Origin of the sequence: Faecalicatena orotica, from assembly GCF_905197545.1 — a bacterium.
In the GTDB taxonomy this organism is placed as follows: domain Bacteria; phylum Bacillota; class Clostridia; order Lachnospirales; family Lachnospiraceae; genus Faecalicatena_A; species Faecalicatena_A orotica.
The window spans coordinates 1-19,771 of record NZ_CAJJZH010000009.1; the positions used below are offsets into that span (position 1 = coordinate 1).

At 46.3% G+C, this 19,771-nt stretch carries 19 protein-coding genes; 18 read left to right on the forward strand and 1 reads right to left on the reverse strand.

Annotated elements, in window-relative coordinates; genetic code table 11:
• Positions 1-654: 654 nt before the first annotated feature.
• The 6 genes from recA to ABIN22_RS17675 all read left to right on the forward strand — a co-directional run bounded on the left by recA (position 655) and on the right by ABIN22_RS17675 (position 6,859).
• Positions 655-1,797 (forward strand): recombinase RecA, encoded by a 1,143-nt coding sequence (gene recA / locus ABIN22_RS17650; protein WP_346910263.1) that lies wholly within the window; start codon positions 655-657, stop codon positions 1,795-1,797.
• A 54-nt stretch (positions 1,798-1,851) separates the two neighbouring features.
• Positions 1,852-2,466 carry a regulatory protein RecX gene (locus ABIN22_RS17655; RefSeq protein ID WP_109729130.1) on the forward strand — a complete coding sequence of 205 codons (615 nt, stop codon included), beginning with the start codon at positions 1,852-1,854 and terminating at the stop codon, positions 2,464-2,466.
• Positions 2,467-2,557: 91 nt separating this feature from the next.
• Positions 2,558-4,102, forward strand: a complete 1,545-nt coding sequence (gene rny, locus ABIN22_RS17660) for a ribonuclease Y (RefSeq protein WP_346910435.1) — start codon at positions 2,558-2,560, stop codon at positions 4,100-4,102.
• Positions 4,103-4,461: 359 nt separating this feature from the next.
• Positions 4,462-5,658 carry a pyridoxal phosphate-dependent aminotransferase gene (locus ABIN22_RS17665; protein WP_346910265.1) on the forward strand — a complete coding sequence of 399 codons (1,197 nt, stop codon included), beginning with the start codon at positions 4,462-4,464 and terminating at the stop codon, positions 5,656-5,658.
• 20 nt (positions 5,659-5,678) lie between these two features.
• A complete protein-coding gene (locus tag ABIN22_RS17670; RefSeq protein ID WP_109729133.1) occupies positions 5,679-6,221 on the forward strand; it encodes an NUDIX hydrolase in 543 nt (180 codons plus the stop codon).
• Positions 6,222-6,319: 98 nt separating this feature from the next.
• Positions 6,320-6,859 carry a stage II sporulation protein M gene (locus tag ABIN22_RS17675; RefSeq protein ID WP_118621316.1) on the forward strand — a complete coding sequence of 180 codons (540 nt, stop codon included), beginning with the start codon at positions 6,320-6,322 and terminating at the stop codon, positions 6,857-6,859.
• A 73-nt stretch (positions 6,860-6,932) separates the two neighbouring features.
• On the opposite strand, the gene ABIN22_RS17680 is transcribed toward ABIN22_RS17675, so the two are convergent.
• Positions 6,933-8,258: a polysaccharide biosynthesis protein gene (locus tag ABIN22_RS17680; protein WP_346910267.1), complete on the reverse strand. Its 1,326-nt coding sequence runs from the start codon at positions 8,256-8,258 to the stop codon at positions 6,933-6,935.
• A 178-nt stretch (positions 8,259-8,436) separates the two neighbouring features.
• Between ABIN22_RS17680 and ABIN22_RS17685 the strand changes: the two genes are divergently transcribed.
• The 12 genes from ABIN22_RS17685 to ABIN22_RS17740 all read left to right on the forward strand — a co-directional run bounded on the left by ABIN22_RS17685 (position 8,437) and on the right by ABIN22_RS17740 (position 19,724).
• A complete protein-coding gene (locus ABIN22_RS17685; protein WP_109729136.1) occupies positions 8,437-8,895 on the forward strand; it encodes an RrF2 family transcriptional regulator in 459 nt (152 codons plus the stop codon).
• A gap of 25 nt (positions 8,896-8,920) precedes the next feature.
• Positions 8,921-10,120 carry a cysteine desulfurase NifS gene (nifS, locus tag ABIN22_RS17690; protein WP_109729137.1) on the forward strand — a complete coding sequence of 400 codons (1,200 nt, stop codon included), beginning with the start codon at positions 8,921-8,923 and terminating at the stop codon, positions 10,118-10,120.
• Positions 10,121-10,564 carry a Fe-S cluster assembly scaffold protein NifU gene (gene nifU, locus ABIN22_RS17695; protein ID WP_109729138.1) on the forward strand — a complete coding sequence of 148 codons (444 nt, stop codon included), beginning with the start codon at positions 10,121-10,123 and terminating at the stop codon, positions 10,562-10,564. It abuts the gene before it with no gap.
• Positions 10,564-11,634, forward strand: coding sequence for a tRNA 2-thiouridine(34) synthase MnmA (gene mnmA / locus ABIN22_RS17700; protein WP_346910269.1), 1,071 nt, complete (start codon positions 10,564-10,566; stop codon positions 11,632-11,634). Before nifU ends, mnmA begins: the two co-directional genes overlap by 1 nt.
• On the forward strand, positions 11,631-12,449 hold the full coding sequence (locus ABIN22_RS17705; protein ID WP_346910271.1) for a histidinol-phosphatase HisJ family protein: 819 nt from the start codon (positions 11,631-11,633) through the stop codon (positions 12,447-12,449). The genes mnmA and ABIN22_RS17705 overlap by 4 nt, the downstream gene beginning before the upstream one ends.
• Positions 12,450-12,601: 152 nt before the next feature.
• Entirely contained in the window at positions 12,602-13,615 is a 1,014-nt protein-coding gene (gap, locus tag ABIN22_RS17710; RefSeq protein WP_109729141.1) for a type I glyceraldehyde-3-phosphate dehydrogenase, read from the forward strand.
• A gap of 169 nt (positions 13,616-13,784) precedes the next feature.
• On the forward strand, positions 13,785-14,978 hold the full coding sequence (locus ABIN22_RS17715; protein ID WP_346910274.1) for a phosphoglycerate kinase: 1,194 nt from the start codon (positions 13,785-13,787) through the stop codon (positions 14,976-14,978).
• A gap of 17 nt (positions 14,979-14,995) precedes the next feature.
• Positions 14,996-15,745: a triose-phosphate isomerase gene (gene tpiA / locus ABIN22_RS17720; RefSeq protein ID WP_109729143.1), complete on the forward strand. Its 750-nt coding sequence runs from the start codon at positions 14,996-14,998 to the stop codon at positions 15,743-15,745.
• A gap of 164 nt (positions 15,746-15,909) precedes the next feature.
• A complete protein-coding gene (locus tag ABIN22_RS17725; RefSeq protein ID WP_346910277.1) occupies positions 15,910-16,791 on the forward strand; it encodes an alpha/beta hydrolase in 882 nt (293 codons plus the stop codon).
• A 74-nt stretch (positions 16,792-16,865) separates the two neighbouring features.
• Positions 16,866-18,404, forward strand: coding sequence for a 2,3-bisphosphoglycerate-independent phosphoglycerate mutase (gene gpmI, locus ABIN22_RS17730; protein ID WP_118621309.1), 1,539 nt, complete (start codon positions 16,866-16,868; stop codon positions 18,402-18,404).
• 167 nt (positions 18,405-18,571) lie between these two features.
• Positions 18,572-19,075, forward strand: coding sequence for a GreA/GreB family elongation factor (locus ABIN22_RS17735; protein WP_109729146.1), 504 nt, complete (start codon positions 18,572-18,574; stop codon positions 19,073-19,075).
• Position 19,076: 1 nt separating this feature from the next.
• Positions 19,077-19,724: an HAD family hydrolase gene (locus ABIN22_RS17740; RefSeq protein ID WP_118621308.1), complete on the forward strand. Its 648-nt coding sequence runs from the start codon at positions 19,077-19,079 to the stop codon at positions 19,722-19,724.
• The last annotated feature ends 47 nt before the right edge of the window (positions 19,725-19,771 follow it).

The following is a 19,771-nucleotide window of genomic DNA, read 5'->3' on the forward strand; positions in this document are numbered from 1 at the left end:
CCCCCCCCCCCCCCCCCCCCCCCCCCCCCCCCCCCCCCCCCCCACCCCCCCCCCGCCCCCCCCCCCCCCCCCCCCCCCCCCCCCCCCCAAATGCGGGCCGTTTGCTTACGGATTCTAAGAACAGGAAGGCGGAAACGCACTTTCAGCACTTGCCCCCCGCATAAGGAACCCCCGCATCCCCGCGGCCGGTTTCAATTGACGCTGGGTGCATCCGCCGGAGGATATATGCCATACTTTTTAGGTGTACATAGTAATCAGTAATTAAAAAATATTTCTCTGGAAAATAGCGTGCTTATATGTTATACTACCTTCATCAACAAAGCAATTCAAAGAAATTCTGGTTTTCTGATGGTTCAGGCGTATCGCCGAGGGAATTCAAGTTGATTAATATGGATATGGAATGGATGTGATGCCTATGGGTGGAGTGTCTTTATAAGTTTGATTTTTGTGTTTGGCCGATGGCCGGGGATGAATGATTTGTTTTAAAATTATTTCTGGAAATAACTAAAAATAGAGATGAGTCCTGATTATTGGACATGTAATGTTGTATAATAAATTTATAAAATTGTTGTTGACAATTGACAACAAGTATAATAGTATATTAATAGAAAAGCGAACAATTGTTCGAGAGACGAGAAGGAGAAGTTTAAGACTATGGCGAATAATGGTAATGAAGATAAGAAGAAAGCGTTGGAAGCGGCGATTGCAAAGTTAGAGAAGGATTTTGGAAAAGGAACGGTTATGAAGCTCGGGGAACCGGGAGCGCATGTGGCTGTGGAGACTGTACCGACCGGCTGTCTGAGCCTGGATCTGGCGCTGGGACTTGGCGGTGTCCCGAAGGGACGTGTAATTGAGGTTTACGGGCCTGAGTCCAGTGGTAAGACGACGGTTGCCTTACATATGATCGCAGAGGTCCAGAAGAGGGGCGGGATTGCAGGGTTTGTCGATGCCGAGCATGCTCTGGACCCTGTATATGCGAAGAGCATCGGGGTTGATATTGATGAATTGTATATCTCACAGCCGGACAGTGGTGACCAGGCACTTGAGATTACAGAGACGATGGTGCGTTCGGGTGCGATCGATATTATTGTTATCGACTCTGTAGCAGCCCTGGTTCCGAGACAGGAGATTGAAGGGGATATGGGAGACAGCCATGTGGGCCTTCAGGCAAGGCTGATGTCCCAGGCATTGAGGAAGCTGACACCGGTTATCAGCAAGTCTAACTGTGTCGTTATCTTTATCAACCAGCTGCGTGAGAAGGTTGGTGTTATGTTCGGTAATCCGGAGACCACGACAGGAGGGCGTGCGCTGAAGTTCTATGCATCTGTCAGAATGGACGTCAGAAGAATTGAGACTCTCAAGCAGAGCGGGGAAATGGTCGGTAACCGGACACGTATTAAGATTGTAAAGAACAAGATTGCGCCTCCGTTCAAGGAAGCTGAATTCGATATCATGTTCGGGAAAGGTATTTCCAGAGAAGGGGATTTGCTAGATCTGGCGGCCGGTATAGACGTGATCAATAAGAGTGGTGCATGGTATGCATACAAAGGAGAAAAGATCGGACAGGGACGCGAGAATGCCAAAGCATATCTTTCGGAGCATCCAGAGCTGATGGAAGAACTGGACCATCAGGTGCGTTCTTATTATAAGCTCAACGGAGAAGACAGCGAAGCGGATGAAACAGACGAACTTAAGCTGACAAAGAAAGTAAAAGAGCCGGCAAAAGCAGAGGCTGCGGGGAAGGCAAAGGCGGCAGATAAGACTGCTCCTGCTGCTGAAGCGGCTAAGACAGAGTAGAAGAAGTCTTCGAGATAAAAGATAAGAATAGAGGAACAGGAGTGTGCACTTACTATGACAGTTACAAAGCTGGAACCTGTAACGAAGACAAAGTATAAAGTATTCCTGGATGAGGAGTTCGCCTTTGTATTATACAAAGGCGAACTCTCACGTTACGGCATCCGGGAAGGGGAACAAATTGACGATGAAGTGCGTCGGCGGGTGATGGACGAGGTGGTACTGAAGCGTGCGAAGCTCAGGGCCATGCACCTTCTGGAAGACATGGACAGGACCGAGGCGGGACTTTTAGAAAAACTGAGGCAGGGGCTGTATCCCGAAGAGGCGATAGAGGCAGCACTCAAATATGTGAAGACTTTTGGTTACATAGATGATTATCGATATGCAAAGCGGTTCATTGAAAGCAGGCAGCAGACAAAGAGCAGAAGGGAGATTTACGCCCAGCTGTTAAGCAAAGGAGTATCGTCCGGTCAGATTGACCTTGCCTTCGAAGAGTGCTCCGGCCCAGACTCTGAGCGGGATGCAATCCTCCAGATATTCCGTAAAAAAAGGGTCGATCCGGCTCATGCCACGGAGGAAGAATTACATAAAATTTATGGATATTTATCGCGAAAAGGCTTCCGTTATGACGACATCCGTCAAGTGATACAAAATTATAATGAGAATGCTTGACATAGTTGTGAAAACAGTATAAAATTTAACTGTTGTATTTAGAGCAATATGTACAATGAAAATTAAATAAGGAGGTGCTCCTGTGCCAACAATGATTAGTATTGTTATTGCCGTAGCCCTCGCGTTGATAGTTGGTATTATTACTCACTTTGTGACGGTTTCCAATCTGAAGAACAATGCAGCGTCCAAGATCGGGAATGCAGAAGCAAAGGCAAGAGAGATAATTGATGATGCCGTAAAGACTGCTGAGACAACGAAAAAAGAAGCTCTCTTAGAGGTGAAGGAAGAGTCTATCAAGACTAAGAATGAACTGGAAAAAGAGACAAAGGAAAGAAGAGCCGAGTTACAGCGCTATGAGAAAAGGGTGCTAAGTAAGGAAGAGGCCGTGGACAAACGGTCAGAGGCGATTGAACAGCGGGAAGTTAAATTTACAGCAAAAGAAGAACAACTAAAGCAGCGTGAAGCGAAAGTAGAAGATCTCAGTCAGAAGAGAGTACAGGAACTAGAAAGAATCTCAGGACTTACCTCCGAACAAGCAAAAGAATATCTGTTGAAAACTGTTGAAGAAGATGTGAAACATGACACAGCCAAGATGGTCAGAGAGCTGGAAGCACAGGCGAAAGGAGATGCGGATAAGAAGGCGAAGGAATATGTCGTCAACGCAATCCAGAGATGTGCGGCAGATCATGTGGCTGAAACTACGATTTCTGTAGTGCAGCTTCCAAGTGATGAAATGAAAGGAAGAATTATCGGACGAGAGGGACGTAATATCAGAACTCTTGAGACTTTGACCGGCGTCGAACTGATTATCGACGATACACCGGAAGCAGTCGTATTATCCGGGTTTGACCCGATCCGAAGAGAAGTTGCCAGAATTGCACTTGAAAGATTGATTGTGGATGGTCGTATCCATCCGGCGAGAATCGAGGAGATGGTAGAGAAGGCACAAAAAGAAGTGGACACAATGATCAGGGAAGAAGGAGAGGCAGCCGCGTTAGAAGTTGGCGTGCCGGGAATTCATCCGGAACTGATTCGTCTGTTGGGACGTATGAAGTTCAGAACAAGTTATGGTCAGAATGCATTAAAGCACTCTATTGAAGTTGCCCAGTTATCCGGGCTCCTTGCCGGCGAGATCGATCTGGACGTCAGGATGGCAAAGCGTGCAGGGCTGCTGCATGATATCGGCAAGTCGATTGACCACGACGTGGAAGGTTCACATATTCAGATTGGTTCTGACCTTTGCAGAAAGTATAAAGAGTCTGCGACAGTAATCAATGCAGTGGAATCTCATCATGGTGATGTAGAGCCCCAGACATTGATTGCATGTGTAGTACAGGCTGCCGATACGATTTCTGCGGCAAGACCAGGTGCAAGAAGAGAAACAATAGAAACATACACAAACAGATTGAAACAATTAGAAGAAATATCAAACCAGTTTAAAGGTGTTGAGAAGTCTTTTGCTATTCAGGCAGGTAGAGAGATTCGAGTTATGGTAGTTCCGGAACAAGTATCTGATGATGACATGGTACTTATGGCCAGAGAGATTGCAAAGCAGATTGAATTTGAATTGGAATATCCAGGCCAGATTAAAGTAAATGTAATCCGTGAATCACGAGTTACAGATTATGCGAAATAATCCATATCAGATAGGAATTGAAATTACAGCCCTTGTCATATGACGGGGGCTTTTTCTTTTGTCCTTAAATATGCATAGGCAATTATTAAACATGCTCCAGAGAGGTTCGTTCAGTTATCCTCAATAGAAAATTTCGAATGGAAAAAGGCATAGTTTTTAAGTGTGGGAATACAAATGCAGGAAATGACAATGTAAATTGCAGAAAAACATATAATACTGCTTAAAAAGTGTGATTATCCAGTAAATAAGAATAAAACAAAAATAGAACTTGCAATATATGGAAACGTATACTATAATATTAAATCAGAACGCATACTATATAATGAAACGAATACTGGTATGAAGTGGAGGATGGAAAAATGGGATTAACATTATCACGAAAAGCGGCGGGGGTAAAACCGTCATCAACGCTGGCAATTACAGCGAAGGCAAAGGCAATGAAGGCAGAAGGAATCGACGTTGTAGGGTTCGGCGCCGGGGAACCGGATTTTAATACACCGGATAATATCAATGAAGCGGCAATCAAAGCGATTAAAGAAGGATTTACAAAATATACGCCAGCCTCAGGAACGGCAGAATTGAAGAAAGCAGTCTGTGAAAAGTTTGAGAGCTTTAACGGCCTGCATTACGAGCCAAACCAGATTGTAATCAGTAACGGCGGAAAACATTCTCTCACAAATATTTTCGAGGCAATCTTAAATCCGGGAGACGAAGTCATCATACCTGCACCATACTGGCTGACCTATCCTGAGATTGTAAAACTCAGCGACGGAATACCGGTGTATGTCTACGGATCAAAGGAAAACGGCTATAAAGTAACGGCACAGCAGATCCGCAATGCGGTGTCAGAGAATACAAAGGCGCTGATTCTGAATACACCGTCTAATCCGACGGGAATGGTTTATTCCGAGGAAGAGCTTCGTGCAATTGCTGAAGTTGCAGTGGAAAAGGATTTCTACGTTGTAGCTGATGAGATGTATGAATATCTGATCTACGGAGAGAAGAAGCATGTGAGTATCGCCTCACTTGGGGATGAGATTTATAAAAGAACAATCACCTGCAGCGGTGTTTCAAAAAGCTATGCAATGACAGGATGGAGAATCGGTTATACCGGTTCCAGCGTGGAGATCGCTAAACTGATGGGAAGTGTACAGAGCCACCAGACATCCAATCCGAACTCGATTGCACAGAAGGCTGCTTTCGAGGCACTCTCAGGAGACCAGTCAGCGTTAGAGTCTATGAAGGTGGAATTCGATAAAAGAAGAAAGCACATGTATGAAAGGATTTCCAGGATGCCGCTTCTTAATCTGCTGGAGCCGGAAGGAGCTTTCTATGTGTTTATTGATTTCACGGATGTACTGGAAAAGTCCTATAAAGGGCAGAAGATCGGGACAACGGCAAGAGTGGCAGAGATCCTGCTTGAAGATTACAAGGTAGCCGTCGTGCCATGTGCAGATTTCGGATTTGACAATTTTATCCGTTTGTCATATGCTATTTCTTTAGAGGCGATTGATAAAGGTCTCGACAGAATAGAAAAATTTGTTTCCTCTCTGTAGGGAAACGAAAAGGAGCAGATATGAGCGGACAGATTAAAAGAATTAACCGGGAACTGAAGTTTAAAGGGAAGATTATCGATTTTTACCAGGATACGATGGAGATTGACGGTGACCATACCGTAGTGTGGGATTTCATCAGGCACAAAGGTGCTGCCGCGGTAGTGCCGGTTACGGACGATGGAAAGATATTGATGGTGAGACAGTACAGGAATGCACTGGACCGCTATACACTGGAGATTCCGGCAGGCGCCCTCGATGCGGAGGACGAACCCGGCATCTTATGTGCAGGCCGTGAACTGGAAGAAGAGACTGGCTACCGGAGTGAGGATCTGGAATGGCTGATAACCCTTCGCACAACAGTCGCATTCTGTAATGAAAGGATTGAAGTTTATGTTGCCCGGAACCTGATTCCGTCAAAGCAGCATCTGGATGAAGACGAATTCATCGATCTGAAGGCTTATACGATAGAAGAATTAAAGGAGAAGATTTTCTCCGGTGAAATAGAGGATGGAAAAACAATCTCCTCGCTTCTGGCATACGATGCAAAGTACGTCAGGAAATAAGTAAGAAACCCTTTCATATGCTCTGGCGGTGAAACGAACAGGCATAAATCATAAACCCCGGCATATAATGAAATATCTGAACAATAGGAGGAGAGCCTGTGAAGATACTTCATACGAGGAAGCAGCTGTTTGCTTTCTTTATGCCGGGATTTTTATTTGGAATTTTATATGTAAACTTAATCATGAAGAAATATACCGCCGAACCCGGAATCTTCAGTGATTACTTTCTGAACCAGTACCAGACCGCAGAAATTGCGGCACAGGAATACATCTGGTATCTGGTCCGGGTCCGTGCAGTCCCCTTTTTCGTATTACTGGGCCTGGCGTTCACGAAAATAAGAAAACCGGCTTCCATAGCATTTATTGTATGGACGGGCTTTTCAAGCGGGATGCTGTTATCTATGGGGGTCCTCGGGATGGGGATAAAGGGCAGCATCCTTTGTATTGTTGGTATCCTGCCCCAGTTTCTTCTGTATATACCTGCGTATATGGTAGTTATCTGGTACAGCTATACATACCCGCAGAATAAGTGGAATGCACAAAAGAGCATCTTTATCGGGCTGGCAATGGTTATGGGCATCATCCTTGAGGCCTATGTAAACCCGATCCTGATGCAGGCATTCCTGAAAACCCTGTAAAGAGAGCCGGGTGGAATAAAACAGAGCCGGATTTTACGGAACATTCGTAAAATCCGGCTCCTCTTTTTGGAACTTATCTTCCTGTTTTCAGACTCGGATAGAGAACGGCTGCCGCGCAAAGCGTTACAATGAGCTGGCTTAGCAGCATTCCCCAGAGGTACCCCTGAATTCCAAACAACGGGATTGCAATGAATACGCTGGCAATCCGGATCACGAGGCCGAAGGAATTTATGAGGAATGTACTTGTTGTCTTTCCAAGGCCGTTTATCACACTCAGCAGGGCAGAGTTGGTGTATAGGAAGGGGCAGATCCATGCCAGGGTTATGATGAACTTACCGGCGGAGGCGCTGCCGAACAGTACGTTTCCCATCCAGGAACCGAGGATGAGAAAGATGAAACAACAGCCGAGACCGAGTATGAAACAGGAGCCGGCAACTTTTTTTATAATATCCAGCATTTCATGACGGTTGTCTGTCGTTTGTATTTCTGCAACGGTGGGCATAAGCATGATGGAGATGGAACTGGTGATGGCGGACGGAAACAGGATGCAGGGAAGTGCCATCCCGGTCAGGACCCCATAAATACTGAGCGCCTCGGAGGTGCTGTGGTTGTGCATCTGCAGTCGGGCGGGAATGGAGATGGCTTCTATGCTCTGCAGCAGGTTGATTAGCATGCGGTTGGCGGTCAGGGGCAGGGAGAGCGGGACCAGTTCCTTGAAACGAGAACAGAATTCTTTATATGTAACATTCAGTCCGGATATAGTATGAGTGCTCCGTGTCAGTGATTTGGCGGCATAAAGTGCGGAAGTCACTTCTCCGACGACCAGCCCGAGTACTGCAATGGTGATCGGTGCATCGTCCCCCTTTTTTATTAAAATCATATAAAACACATAGACAGCAAGAATCCTTGTTACCTGTTCGACCAGCTGGGATACGGCCGGAATCTTCGTTTCCTTCATTCCGTAACAGTAGCCGCATATGCAGCTGTGGATCGCGGCAAACGGCAGTGCATAGGACAAAGGAATCAGCAGTGGTTCGCAGCGGGTGTCCCCCAGAAATTTTTCGGAAATGTATGCCGCATTTCCCTGAAGGACAAAAAGGCAGATTAAAGATAGCAGTATGGAAATAAAAAGCCCCAGCAGAAGGATTTCGCGGGCTTCTTTTTTTCTCCCGAGGGAGATTTTCTGGGCAACGGTTCTGGATATGGCGGTTTCGAGTCCTGCCGCGGTCAGCGCAAAGCAGAGTGAGTATACGGGGAAGATCAGCTGATACAGGCCGACACCTTCCTCCCCGAAAGTATGGCTTAAAAACATCCGGTAGAAAAAGCCCATGAACCTGCATAAAAAGCCGGTAGCTGTTAAGATAAAGGTCCCCCGTATGATGGTTTGTTTTCTGGACACTTGTTATGTATCTCCTAAAAAACATATTTTTACAACATATTCCTGCTTACGGCTTGACAGAACCAGAACCGAGTGGTATTCTACAAAAGAAAAGAAATCCTAGCAAATTGCTAGGGATTAAAACACTAGGATATGGAATACTAGGAATTGTTATACTAGGGATTAAGAAGGTGATAGATTGAAATTATCGACAAAAGGAAGATATGGCTTAAGGGCCCTGATTGATCTTGCGAAGTACAGTGGGCAGGAGCCGGTTTCAATTACAAGCATCTCTGACAGACAGGGAATTTCAGAACGGTATCTGGAGCAGCTGATGGCAATGCTGAAGAAGGCCGGGCTTGTGAAGAGCATCCGGGGTGCCGGCGGCGGTTATGTGCTGGCGAAGGAACTGGAGGAAATTTCCGTTGGCGATGTCCTGCGTGCCCTGGAAGGCAGTCTGGAGCCGGTAGAATGTTCGGGACTGAATCCGGAAGAAGGATGTAAGGCGGCGGACAGCTGTGTGACCAAGTATGTGTGGCAGCGGATTAATGAAAGCATCAACCATACGGTGGATGAGATGAAGCTGGACCAGCTGGTGGAAGAAAGCCGGAAGATGGGATGTCAGGATTTTCCCGGACAGACAGGCTGTAAGAATTAGAGAAACAATACAGGAGGAAATATAGATGAATAAACTAATTTATTTAGACAATGCGGCTACAACAAAAACAGCGCCGGAGGTTGTGGAGGCGATGCTTCCTTATTTTACAGAGAATTACGGGAATCCTTCCAGCGTATACTCATTTGCATCGGGCAACAAAGATGTGATTACCCGCCAGAGAGAGATTATCGCAGATACGCTGGGGGCGAATGGAAATGAGATTTATTTCACGGCAGGCGGCTCCGAATCGGATAACTGGGCCCTGAAAGCGACGGCCGAGGCTTATGGAAATAAAGGAAAACATATCATTACGACGAAGATTGAGCACCACGCAGTCCTGCATACATGCGAGTATCTGGAAAAGCAGGGATACGAGGTGACTTATCTGGACGTAGATGAGAATGGGATCGTGAAGCTCGATGATTTAAAGGCGGCCATCAGGCCGGATACGATTCTGATCTCGGTCATGTATGCGAATAATGAGATCGGTACGATACAGCCGATTCAGGAGATCGGAGAGATTGCCCATGAGAAGGGGATTCTTTTCCACACAGATGCGGTACAGGCTTTCTGCCAGGTGCCGATCGATGTAGATGCCTGTCATATCGATATGCTCAGCGCAAGCGCTCACAAGCTGAACGGGCCGAAAGGCATTGGTTTTCTGTATATCAGGAAGGGCGTGAAGATCCGTTCTTTCGTACATGGAGGTGCGCAGGAGAGGAAACGCCGCGCAGGGACTGAGAATGTTCCCGGTATCGTTGGTTTCGGAAAGGCTGTTGAGCGTGCGGCAGCGTCCCTGAAGGAGAGAACAGAGAAGGAAATCGAACTGCGGGATTATCTGATCGGGAGGATCGGGGCTGAGATTCCTTACAGCAGGCTGAACGGCGACCGGGTAAAGCGTCTTCCGAATAATGTGAACTTCAGTTTCCGGTTTATTGAAGGGGAATCTCTTCTGATTAAGCTGGACATGAAAGGAATCTGTGCATCCAGCGGTTCTGCCTGTACTTCAGGTTCCTTAGACCCGTCACATGTACTGCTTGCAATCGGCCTGCCCCATGAGATCGCCCACGGTTCACTGCGTATGACCCTGAGCGAGGAGACGACGAAGGAAGACCTTGATTTTGTTGTTGATTCCTTAAAAGAAATCGTGCAGCATTTGAGAAATATGTCACCTTTATACGAGGATTTTATAAAAAAACAAAGCAAACGACAGGAGGAAAAATAAATGTATACAGAAAAGGTAATGGATCACTTCGAACACCCTAGAAATGTAGGGGAAATAGAAAACGCCAGCGGCGTTGGAACGGTAGGAAATGCAAAGTGCGGAGATATCATGCGGATTTATCTGGATATTGATGAAAACCAGATTATCCGTGATGTGAAATTCAAGACATTTGGCTGCGGGGCTGCCGTGGCTACAAGCAGTATGGCAACAGAGCTGGTAAAGGGAAAGAATATCAATGAAGCGATGCAGATAACGAACAAGGCGGTAATGGAGGCTTTGGACGGACTTCCACCAGTCAAGGTGCACTGTTCCCTGTTAGCGGAGGAGGCCATTCATGCCGCGCTCTGGGATTATGCCGAAAAACATGACATTAAGATCGAAGGGCTCACGAAGCCAAAGTCAGATATCCATGAGGGCGAGGAAGAAGAGGAAGAGGAATATTAATGAGCAAAGTAGTAGTCGGAATGTCCGGGGGTGTAGATTCTTCCGTGGCGGCATATCTTTTGAAGGAGCAGGGATATGAGGTCATCGGGGTGACGATGCAGATCTGGCAGGATGAAGATCTGGCCGTACAGCAGGAAAACGGAGGCTGCTGCGGACTGAGCGCCGTAGATGACGCCAGAAGGGTCGCGGCAGACCTCGGGATTCCATATTATGTGATGAACTTTAAACAGGAATTTAAAGAACATGTCATCGACTATTTTATAGACGAGTATCTGCATGGGAGAACACCGAACCCATGCATTGCCTGCAACAGATATGTAAAATGGGAGTCTTTGCTTACAAGGAGCATGGCGATCGGTGCGGATTATATCGCGACCGGCCACTATGCGAGAGTCGTGGAACTTCCCAATGGGCGCCGCACGCTGCGCTGTTCTGCAACGATTGAGAAGGACCAGACCTATGCACTTTATAATCTGACACAGGAACAGCTGAAGCGGACGCTGATGCCGGTCGGGGAGTATTCGAAAGACGAGGTGCGCCGCATTGCGGAGAAGATCCATCTTCAGGTTGCGAATAAGCCGGACAGCCAGGACATCTGTTTTGTCCCGGACAAAGACTATGCTTCTTATATAGAAGAGAATACAGAAGTCAGGATCCCTGAGGGGAATTTCGTGACCAGTGACGGCACTGTTCTGGGAACTCATAAGGGAATTACACATTATACAGTCGGCCAGCGTAAAGGACTTGGACTTGCACTGGGATATCCGGCCTTTGTGCTGGAAATCCGTCCGGAGACGAACGAGGTGGTGATCGGGACCAAGGAAGAATCCATGACACATGTGCTGCGTGCAGACCGCCTGAATTTTATGTCCGTTGAAGATTTGACAGAACCTTTACGTGTTTTTACAAAGATACGCTATAACCATAAAGGTGCATGGTGTACAATAGAAAAAACGGGCACGGACGAAGTTACCTGTACATTTGAAGAACCTCAGAGGGCAGTCACTCCGGGACAGGCAGTGGTATTTTACGATGGGGAATATGTGCTCGGCGGAGGAACAATATTATGATAACAAGCGATTTTCACATGCACACAGATTTCTCATCGGACTGTGAGGCACCGGCGAGAGACATGATAGAGGGTGCGGTATCAAAAGGACTGAAGACAATCTGTATCACCGACCACAATGATAAAGATTATCCCTTTCACGAAGATATCGGACCCAAAGCGTTTGTTTTTGACATAGACCACTACTTTGAAGTGCTCAGAGGGCTGAAAGAAGAGTATGCGGATAAAATAGATGTCCGCATCGGTATAGAGATTGGGCTCCAGCCACATCTTGGTGCATATTATAAAGAATTGGTGAATAAATATCCATTCGATTTTGTCATAGGGTCGGTTCATGTCGTACATGGCAGCGATCCTTACTATCGGGAAATGTTTCAGGGCAGAAGCGATGAGGAGGCGTACAGGGAGACCTTTCAGGCGACACTGGAAGACCTCGATGCCGTGGATGATTTTGACGTTCTGGGGCATATTGATTATGTGGTCCGTTACGGGAACAATCAGGCGCAGGAGTATTCCTACCGGAAGTATGCGGACCAGCTTGATGAAATCCTGAAAAAGGTGATTGCCAAAGGCAAAGGGATCGAGATGAATATGGCCGGATTCAAATACGGGCTCGGTTTCTGCCATCCGCATCCGGACATCATCAGGCGTTACCGGGAGCTTGGCGGCGAGATTATTACGATCGGTGCCGACGGGCACAGACCCGAACACATCGCCTACGATTTTGAGAAGACAGCAGGCATTCTGAAAGACTGTGGATTTAAATACTACACAGAATTTTCAGGGAGAAAGCCGAAATTTGAACAACTTCCATAAAAATGCATTTTGCACTTGAATTTTTGTTCTTGATTTAGTACAATAAACCATAGTTGATGAATCTTTAACAAACAGGCTGTTTGGCTGGAGATTCCACAATATAGCGACTGTGTAACAGTTGACACTTTTTAAAACTTTAGGAGGAATTAATCATGGCAGTAAAAGTAGCGATTAATGGATTTGGACGTATTGGACGTCTTGCATTCAGACAGATGTTCGGAGCAGAGGGATATGAAGTAGTTGCAATTAACGACTTAACATCACCGACAATGCTGGCTCACTTATTAAAATATGACTCAACACAGGGAAGATATGCATTATGCGACAAAGTAGTAGCAGGTGAAGATTCCATCACAGTTGACGGAAAAGAAATTAAAATCTACGCAAAAGCTAACGCTGAAGAACTTCCTTGGGGAGAGATCGGTGTAGATGTTGTTCTGGAGTGTACAGGCTTCTATACATCCAAAGCAAAAGCAGAAGCTCATATCAAAGCAGGCGCTAAGAAAGTCGTTATTTCTGCACCGGCAGGAAATGACCTTCCTACAATCGTTTACAATGTAAACCACGAAGAGCTTACAAAAGAGGACAACATCATCTCAGCTGCTTCCTGTACAACTAACTGCTTAGCTCCAATGGCAAAAGCACTGAACGATTTAGCACCGATCAAATCAGGTATCATGTGCACAATCCACGCTTACACAGGCGATCAGATGACACTTGACGGACCACAGAGAAAAGGTGATTTAAGAAGATCACGTGCAGCTGCTGTAAATATCGTTCCTAACAGCACAGGTGCAGCGAAAGCAATCGGTCTTGTTATCCCGGAACTGAACGGAAAATTAATCGGATCTGCACAGAGAGTTCCAACCCCGACAGGTTCTACAACTATCTTAACAGCAGTTGTTGAAGGAACAGTAACAGTTGACCAGATCAACGAAGCAATGAAAGCAGCTTCCAACGAATCTTTCGGATACAACACAGATGAGATCGTATCCAGCGATATCGTAGGAATGAAATACGGTTCATTATTCGATGCTACACAGACAATGGTACTTCCACTTGACAACGGAACAACAGAAGTACAGGTAATTTCATGGTATGATAATGAGAATTCTTACACAAGCCAGATGGTAAGAACAATCAAATACTTCGGAACATTACTGTAAGATTTGGTAACTGTTCATGGTCCTGAACAGTTACAAGATTTGAATAAATAAATAGAATAGACTCAAAAAAGGGTCCGGTCTTTGTATAGGACCGGATTCTTTTTATGTAAAAATCAAGTATCTGCTCATGGTTTTGCGCAGGTAAAAATAAAAAACAGGAGGCAATACTATGCTCAACAAAAAGTCAGTAGATGATATTAATGTAAAGGGTAAAAAGGTCCTTGTAAGATGCGACTTCAATGTACCGCTGATCGATGGAAAGATTACAGATGAGAACCGCCTTGTGGCTGCCCTGCCTACTATTAAGAAGCTGGTTGCAGACGGAGGAAAGATCATCCTCTGCTCACATCTCGGAAAGCCGAAGGGACAGCCTGTTCCTGAGTTATCACTCGCACCTGTCGCTGTAAGATTATCTGAACTGCTTGGACAGGAAGTAAAATTTGCGGCTGATCCTGAAGTGGTAGGACCTAACGCAAAGGCAGCAGTAGAAGCAATGAATGATGGAGATATCATCCTTCTTGAGAATACCCGTTACAGGGCAGAAGAGACAAAGAACGGGGAAGCGTTCAGCAAAGACCTTGCATCCCTCTGCGATGTTTTCGTAAATGATGCGTTCGGGACAGCACATAGAGCGCACTGCTCCAATGTTGGTGTGACACAGTTTGTGGACACGGCAGTTGTAGGATACTTAATGCAGAAAGAAATCGACTTCCTTGGCAATGCAGTAGAAAATCCTGAGAGACCATTCGTAGCAATCCTTGGCGGAGCAAAAGTATCCAGCAAGATTTCCGTAATAGAGAACCTGCTGGACAAGGTTGACACCCTGATTATCGGAGGCGGAATGTCTTACACATTCAGCAAGGCCCAGGGCGGAAGCGTTGGTAATTCCCTTCTTGAAGAAGATTACTGCCAGTATGCCCTTGATATGATCAAAAAAGCAGAAGACAAGGGCGTAAAGCTGCTTCTTCCTGTAGACAACGTAATTGCAGATGACTTCTCCAACGATGCACACACAAAAGTTGTAGGACGCGGAGAAATCCCGGACGGCTGGGAAGGCCTGGATATCGGACCTGAGACAGCTAAGATATTCTCAGACGCAGTAAGATCAGCTAAGACAGTAGTATGGAACGGACCAATGGGATGCTTCGAGATGCCAAACTTTGCAGCAGGAACAGAAGCAGTCGCAAAAGCACTGTCCGAGACAGAAGCAGTAACAATCATCGGCGGTGGAGATTCAGCAGCAGCCGTTAACCAGTTAGGATACGGCGACAAAATGACCCACATCTCAACAGGCGGCGGAGCCTCCCTCGAATTCCTCGAAGGAAAAGAATTACCAGGCGTAGCAGCAGCAAACAATAAGTAAAAAAAGGAGACCATATCATGGCAAGAAGAAAAATTATCGCAGGAAACTGGAAGATGAATAAAACTCCAAGTGAGGCAGTAGCATTAGTAGAAGAGTTAAAACCATTAGTAGCGAACGAAGAAGTTGACGTTGTATTCTGTGTTCCGGCAATCGATATCGTACCTGTAGTGGAAGCTGCAAAGGGTTCAAACATCCAGGTTGGCGCTGAGAATATGTATTTTGAAGAGAGCGGAGCATACACAGGAGAGATTTCTCCGGCTATGCTTGTAGATGCAGGTGTAAAATATGTAGTTTTAGGGCACTCTGAGAGAAGAGAATACTTCGGAGAGACAAACGAAGATGTCAACAAAAAAGTCCTGAAAGCATTTGAACATAACATTACACCGATCATGTGCTGTGGAGAGACTTTGGAGCAGAGAGAGCAGGGAGTTACGATGGACTTCATCCGCCAGCAGGTGAAAGTTGGATTCCAGAACGTGACAGCAGACCAGGCTAAGACAGCTGTTATTGCTTACGAGCCTATCTGGGCTATCGGAACAGGAAAGACAGCTACAACAGAGCAGGCTCAGGAAGTTTGTGCAGGAATCCGTGCATGCATCGCTGAAGTTTATGATGAAGCAACAGCAGAAGCAATCCGTATCCAGTACGGCGGATCTGTAAATGCTGCAACAGCACCTGAATTATTTGCACAGGCAGACATTGACGGAGGACTTGTAGGCGGGGCTTCCCTGAAAGCTGATTTTGGAAAGATTGTAAATTACAAATAAGAATCACAGGAATACCGGTCCGGCGGGATATATCCCGCCGGAGTCTGTAAGGAAGGGAATCGTGGGGAGTAAGCGAAACAGCATATGCTCACTGCGATTTTTTCTTGTTATACGAGAAATCCGTAGGCATCAGGGGTAAAAATGCTTTTTGCCCCCAACATCATATGATATCAGAGAAGGAGAAAAATATGCAGTACGAGGTGATCTCTATCCATACAGAGCAGTCCGCACCGAATACGAAGTTTTATGCGTATATACTGGACAGCTCCAAAGAATTCCAGCCGGACCTGATACGCCCGATGATTATTCTCTGTCCGGGCGGCGGCTACGAAAAGACAAGTGACAGAGAGGCGGAACCGGTTGCAATGCGTCTGCTGGCAATGGGTTACCATGTAGGGATTTTAAGGTATTCCGTTGCACCGGCCAGATTCCCGACGGCACTCTTAGAACTGGCGGAGGTTATGAAGCTGGTGCATGAGAATCATGAAAAATGGCATGTGGACTGGAACCAGATTTATGTGCAGGGATCTTCTGCGGGCGGCCATCTGGCAGCAAGTCTGGGAGTTTTCTGGAATAAGCCGTTTCTGTATAAAGCAGCGGGAACGACGCCTGATATCTTAAAACCGGCAGGCCTGATCCTGAATTACCCGGTCATAACATCCAAGAAGAAGTATTCTCATGAGGGCAGCTTCAGAAATCTGCTGGGCAGCGAATATAAGGAAAAGAAAAAGGAAGTTTCACTGGAGAAGCTGGTCACTTCAGATATGCCTCCCTGTTTCATCTGGCATACCTTTACCGATACAACCGTTCCTGTGGAAAATTCACTGCTGCTTGCGGCGGCTTTAAGAGGGGCCGGGGTTTCTACAGAACTCCATGTCTATCCTACAGGGGAACACGGCCTTTCACTCGCTGATGAGTCTACATCGAGGGCGGACGGAAGTTCAGTCTGCCCGCCTGTCCAGTCATGGATTGACCTGCTGGAGGTGTGGCTTGCCACAAGGACTGAAAAAGATATTTGCAAAAAGCGGGAAAAACATGTACAATAAGTACCGGATGAGTAACTGTCCGAGTGTTCTGGACAGTTACCCGGATGAAATAAAAGGAGTAAAGGAGAATAGATATGAGTAAAAAACCAACCGTATTGATGATCTTAGATGGTTATGGATTAAATGACAGTACCACCGGGAATGCCGTTTATGAAGGCAGGACCCCGGTTATGGATAAATTGATGGCAGAATGCCCGTTCGTGAAGGGGAATGCCAGTGGAATGGCAGTAGGACTTCCTGACGGACAGATGGGGAACTCAGAGGTAGGGCACCTGAACATGGGCGCGGGCCGCATTGTTTATCAGGACCTTACAAAGATTACAAAAGCAATCAAAGACGGGGATTTCTTTGAAAACAAGGCACTTCTTGCGGCTTGTGAAAATGTAAAGAAAAATGATTCTGCACTGCATATGTTCGGACTCGTGTCTGATGGTGGTGTACACAGCCACATTGAACACATTTTCGGACTCCTTGAGCTGGCTAAGAGACAGGGGATTGAAAAAGTGTATATCCACTGTTTCCTTGACGGACGTGATACCCCTCCGGCATCAGGAAAAGAATATGTAGAGCAGCTGGAAGCTAAAATGAAAGAACTCGGCGTAGGACAGGTTGCAAGCGTAATGGGACGTTATTATGCAATGGACAGGGATAACCGCTGGGACCGCGTGGAAAAGGCTTACAATGCCCTTGTTAAGGGGATTGGAGAGACTGCAGAGTCAGGCCCGGCAGGGATTCAGGCATCTTATGATGCGGATGCAACAGATGAATTTGTTCTTCCGACCGTAGTTGTAAAGGATGGGGCACCGGTTGCCACGATCAAAGACAATGATTCCGTCATCTTCTTTAATTTCCGTCCTGACAGGGCAAGAGAAATCAGCAGGACATTCTGTGATGAACAATTTGAAGGCTTTGACAGGGGAGCACGTATTCAGACAACGTTTGTGTGCTTTACAGACTATGATGTGACAATCCCGAATAAGCTTGTTGCATTTACAAAGGATGAGATTACAAATACATTCGGAGAATTTCTGGCAGCTCATAATATGACGCAGGCACGTATCGCCGAGACAGAGAAGTATGCCCATGTAACATTCTTCTTCAACGGCGGTGTAGAAGAACCGAACAAGGGAGAGGACAGAATCCTCGTGAAGTCCCCGAAGGTGGCTACCTATGATCTGAAACCGGAGATGAGTGCATTTGAAGTATGTGATAAACTGGTAGATGCAATCAAATCTGATAAGTATGACGTCATCATCATTAATTTTGCAAATCCGGATATGGTAGGCCATACCGGGGTTGAAGAGGCTGCGGTCAAGGCGATCGAGGCAGTTGACGAGTGTGTCGGAAGAGCCGTAGATGCAGTGAAAGAAGTGAACGGACAGATGTTTATCTGTGCAGACCACGGAAATGCAGAACAGCTGATTGACCCGGAATCCGGGGAACCATTCACGGCCCATACAACGAATCCGGTACCATTTGTGCTTGTTAATGCAGACCCGGCGTATAAGCTGAGAGAAGGCGGATGCCTGGCAGATATTGCCCCGACCCTGATCGAGCTCATGGGAATGGAGCAGCCCAAAGAAATGACAGGAAAATCCCTGCTTGTAAAATAAAGCAGAGAATGCCCTGTGATGAGTTGAACGGCCTCACCCTGATGCGGGACCGCGCGGACGGCAGGATTATGCCCTGCAGACGGCACGGCCCGGTGAAGGGTGTTTTTTGGCATATGAAAGTTATGGCAGATCCGGCGCATAATACGAGATAAGGAATTGGTATATTTATGTATGATAAATTAACTAAAAGCGATGTGGAAAAGATACAGGAAGAGATTGAACACCGGAAAATCGTGGTTCGCAGGGAATTGATCGAGTCCGTAAAAGAGGCGCGTGCGCATGGGGACCTGAGTGAAAACTTTGAATACCATGCCGCAAAGAAAGAAAAAAACCGGAATGAGAGCCGGATACGCTATCTGGAGAGGATGCTGAAAACCGCAGTCATTGTGGATGATTCTTCTAAGGATGACGAAGTTGGGATCAATAATACGGTAGAGCTCTATTTTGAAGAGGATGCCGAGGTTGAGACCTACCGTCTTGTTACATCGGTAAGGGGCAGTTCAATTAATGGCCTGATCAGTATAGAATCTCCGATCGGAAAGGCTATTTTAGGGCACAAGGTGAATGACAGGGTATTTGTGAAGGTAAATGAGAACGTAGGATATTTTGTTGTTATCCGTAAAATTGTGAATACACACAATGATGAAGATGACAAGATCAGGAGTTTTTAAGATGAAGATAAAAACAGTTTTATTTGATTTGGACGGGACACTGACGGATTCAGGTCCGGGAATTATAAACGGGGTACAGTATGCACTGAAGAAGTACGGGATGGAGGTCGATGACCTTTCCAGGCTCAGATGCTTTATCGGGCCCCCTCTGCATAAGCAGTTTGAAGAATTCTGCGGTTTTTCAGAGGAAGAGGGGAAGCGTGCCGTTGCGTATTACCGTGAATATTATAGTGTAACAGGTCTTTTTGAAAATGAAGTGTATGAAGGGATCCCTGAACTTCTGCAGACATTGAGGGAGGCAGGGATTCAGACTGCTATGGCGACCTCAAAGCCGGAGAAGTATGCATTGATGATTGCCGATCATTTTAACCTTACAAAGTATTTTGATTTTATCGGCGGAAGCATGATGGACGGGAACCGGACCAAAAAGGCCGAAGTAATCGAATATGTTCTTGAGGCGTGTGGAGTGGAAGACAGAGATACCGTTCTGATGGTCGGGGACAGAGAACATGATATCATAGGTGCGAAAGAAGCAGGCGTGCATTCGGCAGGTGTGCTTTATGGCTATGGTACACTGGAAGAACTAGAGAAGGCAGATGCCGGATGTATCATAAAGACACCGGCTGAATTGCTGGATGTAATCGGGTAAATGGTAAAACGGGAGAAATTTAACAAAGCTTTATCTCAACCTTCCGT

Excerpts from the sequence above, each read along its gene's own strand:
- recA (WP_346910263.1), top strand. The coding sequence starts at position 655 with ATGGCGAATAATGGTAATGAAGATAAGAAGAAAGCGTTGGAAGCGGCG.
- ABIN22_RS17655 (WP_109729130.1), top strand. The coding sequence starts at position 1,852 with ATGACAGTTACAAAGCTGGAACCTGTAACGAAGACAAAGTATAAAGTA.
- rny (WP_346910435.1), top strand. The coding sequence starts at position 2,558 with ATGATTAGTATTGTTATTGCCGTAGCCCTCGCGTTGATAGTTGGTATT.
- ABIN22_RS17665 (WP_346910265.1), top strand. The coding sequence starts at position 4,462 with ATGGGATTAACATTATCACGAAAAGCGGCGGGGGTAAAACCGTCATCA.
- ABIN22_RS17670 (WP_109729133.1), top strand. The coding sequence starts at position 5,679 with ATGAGCGGACAGATTAAAAGAATTAACCGGGAACTGAAGTTTAAAGGG.
- nifS (WP_109729137.1), top strand. The coding sequence starts at position 8,921 with ATGAATAAACTAATTTATTTAGACAATGCGGCTACAACAAAAACAGCG.
- nifU (WP_109729138.1), top strand. The coding sequence starts at position 10,121 with ATGTATACAGAAAAGGTAATGGATCACTTCGAACACCCTAGAAATGTA.
- mnmA (WP_346910269.1), top strand. The coding sequence starts at position 10,564 with ATGAGCAAAGTAGTAGTCGGAATGTCCGGGGGTGTAGATTCTTCCGTG.
- ABIN22_RS17705 (WP_346910271.1), top strand. The coding sequence starts at position 11,631 with ATGATAACAAGCGATTTTCACATGCACACAGATTTCTCATCGGACTGT.
- gap (WP_109729141.1), top strand. The coding sequence starts at position 12,602 with ATGGCAGTAAAAGTAGCGATTAATGGATTTGGACGTATTGGACGTCTT.
- ABIN22_RS17715 (WP_346910274.1), top strand. The coding sequence starts at position 13,785 with ATGCTCAACAAAAAGTCAGTAGATGATATTAATGTAAAGGGTAAAAAG.
- tpiA (WP_109729143.1), top strand. The coding sequence starts at position 14,996 with ATGGCAAGAAGAAAAATTATCGCAGGAAACTGGAAGATGAATAAAACT.
- ABIN22_RS17725 (WP_346910277.1), top strand. The coding sequence starts at position 15,910 with ATGATATCAGAGAAGGAGAAAAATATGCAGTACGAGGTGATCTCTATC.
- gpmI (WP_118621309.1), top strand. The coding sequence starts at position 16,866 with ATGAGTAAAAAACCAACCGTATTGATGATCTTAGATGGTTATGGATTA.
- ABIN22_RS17735 (WP_109729146.1), top strand. The coding sequence starts at position 18,572 with ATGTATGATAAATTAACTAAAAGCGATGTGGAAAAGATACAGGAAGAG.
- ABIN22_RS17740 (WP_118621308.1), top strand. The coding sequence starts at position 19,077 with ATGAAGATAAAAACAGTTTTATTTGATTTGGACGGGACACTGACGGAT.